The 3,650-nt window shown below is 69.0% G+C and carries 3 protein-coding genes; 1 reads left to right on the top strand and 2 read right to left on the bottom strand.

Annotated elements, in window-relative coordinates:
- Window positions 1-91: 91 nt before the first annotated feature.
- On the bottom strand, window positions 92-1,288 hold the full coding sequence (locus ACFV1W_RS40310) for an alpha/beta hydrolase family protein (protein ID WP_380422518.1): 1,197 nt from the start codon (window positions 1,286-1,288) through the stop codon (window positions 92-94).
- A gap of 160 nt (window positions 1,289-1,448) precedes the next feature.
- Window positions 1,449-1,844: a hypothetical protein gene (locus tag ACFV1W_RS40315; protein WP_380422520.1), complete on the bottom strand. Its 396-nt coding sequence runs from the start codon at window positions 1,842-1,844 to the stop codon at window positions 1,449-1,451.
- A 235-nt stretch (window positions 1,845-2,079) separates the two neighbouring features.
- Between ACFV1W_RS40315 and ACFV1W_RS40320 the strand changes: the two genes are divergently transcribed.
- A complete protein-coding gene (locus ACFV1W_RS40320) occupies window positions 2,080-2,724 on the top strand; it encodes an SMI1/KNR4 family protein (protein WP_380422521.1) in 645 nt (214 codons plus the stop codon).
- The last annotated feature ends 926 nt before the right edge of the window (window positions 2,725-3,650 follow it).

A 3,650-nucleotide genomic window follows, 5' to 3' on the forward strand; every position in this document is an offset into this window, starting at 1 on the left:
CTCGCCACGGAGTTGCTCGATCTCCCCCAAATCCACGCCGACAGGATGCCCGACTCGCAGACCAAGATCAAGTTAAGTTAACGAAGTACTACTAGTGCTGGAAGAGCACTTCCGGATTGTTCGGCGAGGGGCCGTCCAGCAGCGGACGGTGGATCCCCTTCAGCGTCTGGTCGAAGAACGCTGTCACGTACTCGCGGGTGATCTCCACCCCGCGTTCCGCGGGGAGGGGCCGCGGCGGGAACCCGGCCTCGTCCTGGAGCACTTCCAGGTCGGCGAAGCCGAAGTGGTCGGCGCCGGTGACCGTCAGCCACTTCTTGTAGCCGCCGAGGGCGGCCCAGTCCGGCTCCCACTCACCGCCGGCCAAGTGGTTGGAGGCGGCCACGCCCAGCATGAGGAACGGCCGGTTGACCTGGCCGGGCTTCAGGTCCGGTTGGAAGGAGCCGTCCATGTTCACTCCGGCCAGTACTCGCGGGTCGGCGGTCATCGTGGCGGCAGTCGCCGCTCCGCCGAGGGAGTGTCCGGCCATGCCGATCCTGTGCTTGTCGATGAGGTGTGCCAGGCGCCAGGCGGAATTGCCGTGCGTCAACTGGTCGATCACGAAGGACACGTCCCGCGCACGGCTGGCGATGACTGCCTTGAAGTCGAGCCCCGGCGGGGCATCGCAGATCACGCACGCCGGCGTCTCGCCGTTCGCCAGCGTCTCGCCGTTGTCCTCGTAGGTGTGGCCGACGAGCGCGACCACGTAGCCGTGACTGGCCAGCTCGGTCGCGAGCGAGGTGAGCATCATGCGCGGGTTCTCGTACGCGGGTGAGAGGACCACGAGCGGGTGCTTGCCGTGCTGCGGCCGCGCGCCGTCGAAGGCGTGAGTGGTGACGCCGGCAAGGTTCTGCGGGGTGATGCTGGAGCCCGTCGGCACCTTCTGGCGCTGGAGGACTCCGGCTGCCTCGCCGAGGGTCATGTAAGGGGCCGGGGTCCCGGTCCCGGGGACGGCCGGGTAGACCATCGTGACGGTCAGCTGGCGGGGGCCGGATGACGGCACCCACGGGTCGGGACGACTCTCGTCGGTGAGGTGGATGACCTCCTCGCCGGCGGCATAGGGGCCGCTCGGCGCGGGGAGCGCGCCCTGGAAGGACCGCGGGGACGCGGCGGCAGCTGTGACGGCGGTCGCGCGCACGCTGGACGGCAGGGGCGTGGCGGCGAGTCCGGTGCCGGTCGCTGCCACCGATGCGGCGAGACCCAGGATTGCGACAGCGCCGATACGGCGCTTGCGGTTCGAGGTGGTGTTCACGGGCACGATCCTGCCCGGCCCCGCCCTGACCCTCGATCACACTGGTTTCCGACTTCAGGGTGGTACTGGCTACACCCTGACTTCAGCGCCGCTGGTACGCCGCCGAGGCCGACTGGGCCGCCGACCCGACCGAAGGTGAAGTGAGCCGCGTTCGCCGCCGTCAGCGCCGAGCTGTACGCCCACCCACACCGGGGGGTGGCGCCGGACCGGAACGCCGGGTCGGCTTCGCCGCCGGTGCGGTTGGCCGGGCCGTCCAAGGTTCCGCCGGCGGCGGATAGGCCACCAGGCGCCGGTAGGAACGGTTCCAGTCCGGCTCCAGGCGCCACAGCTCGTCCAGCGCCTCCAGCTTCGCCGCCTGGTCGGCGCCGAGGGCCTCGGCCTTGCGCTGACGGCGCATCCACGCCCCCGCGCCGGCGGCCTGGACGGCGGCACCGAGCAGGACGAGCGCGGCGCAGCGGGCCAGGCCTCGACCGCACCTGACGGGGACCGCGGCGAGCAGCACGACGCCCCGGGCGGCCCGGACGGCGGCAAGCACGGGCAGTAAGCCGAATGGCATGCTCACGACATACACACAGCAGCCGAAGCCAGCCCCACCACCTCGGCCAAAACAGGGGCGCGGCCACCCCAGGACCGGCCCGACACCGGTCCAACCAAACCTGTCTAAAACGCCTAAAACACCCGAAAAACACCAGTCCATCTGCGAACAGGTCACACCCCCAGCAGCGGAGGGGCGGCCGGGCGGCCAGGCGGGCGCCTCATGTCGTCCTGAAACGGTCATATCCTCGTTGTCAGTGCAATCTCGTACGCTCCTCGGCGACCTGATCGAAGGGATTGCCGTGGAAGACCCGTCAGGCATCACTGCGCTGGCCAAGATCCTTCCTCCAGATCTTGGCACTGACGAGGAGATCGACTGGGCGGCGGCGGAAGCACGGTGGGGCACGCGGCTCCCGCGGGACTACATGGACTTCATGTCCGTGTACGGCGCCGGCTCGTTCGCGGAGGTCCGCATCCTCATGCCCCTGCCGAAGGAGTACATCCAGTGGGACCCCGGAACCTTCGAGGAGGAGACGGAGAACGCCCGCTACACCTGGGAGATGCTGGACGGCCAGGAAGGCCTCGACATCGACCCGGAGCACATCCTCGCCTGGGGTATCACCTCTGGCCCGGACATCCTCTGCTGGCTGACCACCGATCCCGACCCTGATCAGTGGCCCGTCCTGGTCTGCGGCCGTCACACCCGTGACGACTTCACCCTGTTCCCCTGCGGCATGGTCGATTTTCTCCGCAAGCTGCTCCTGGACGAGTTCGATCCATACCCACTCAGCATCGACCTCCGCGACGCCTCACCGCGCTACGTGCACTGGCTTGAGCAACAACGGCGCTCGAAGGCGGGCTTGGACCCATACTCCGGTGAACCACGTCCCGCCAACCAGTAGCACGGTGGCGCGGCCGACGACGCGCGCGTCGTCGGCCGCGAAAGCAACCGCAGTGGGCCGAGGTTCATCTCCTTGCAGACTGACTGCGGCTCGGTCCGCGCACTCAGCGGTCTCTCGCGAGGCCTGACGGGACAGCCTTCGGTCAACACCACCGGGTTGTGCGGGGGTCGGCGAGGACGTGTTGGGGTGGGCGTGGGAGCGGCGCCACGTCGAGGTCGAGCCCCTCGGGCACTTTCCGGCGCAGCGCCGCGAGCGCGTCCTCGACGGACTCGGGCGGGGGCCCGTGCCCGCACCGCTGGCGACCACTACCGGGGCAGCCGAGGTTACCGGCCCGCAGAGCACGGCGGGCCGCCCGTCAGGACACGAGCCGTTGCGCACCCATCCCCGGCTTCAGTCGCTTCAGTCTCTGCCATCGCCCTGAGCTGCGGGGATACGCAGTGCCCAAAGGCTGGGGACACTCCACGGCAGGCCCGGCATCCACGTGGACCGCTGGCGATCCGGCAATTGGCGCGTGCTGATCACCAACTTGCTGGACGACGCGCAGGAGCAGCTGATCCAGCTGCGCGGGGCGCAGCGGGGCAGCAGTGCGGAGGCCGCCGAGCGGCTGCTGCAGGGCCTGGGTTACAGCATCAGCCGACTGCAGGAGGCGGTGCGGGAGACAGTGGGGGCCTCCTTCTCGTCGAGTTCCAGCGGGGAGCCCGATTTCCGCCGATCGAGCCCCGACACGTCCAGCACGCCCGCAGCAAGGCATTCGACTCCCGGACAACCTCCAGCTACTCCTCGGCCTCCAGCTGCTCCGCCCCATCGTCCGTAGGGGTTCATTCGTTACTGAGAAGCCGTTGTCTTTCCGAGAGTGACGGGTGCGTTTCCGCTGGTCAGGAATAGGGATGGTGTTTTGGCGGCAGGGACGGGGTGTCGTGTCGTCT

The sequence above is a fragment of the Kitasatospora sp. NPDC059648 genome, from assembly GCF_042734825.1.
Classification (GTDB): Bacteria; Actinomycetota; Actinomycetes; order Streptomycetales; family Streptomycetaceae; genus Kitasatospora.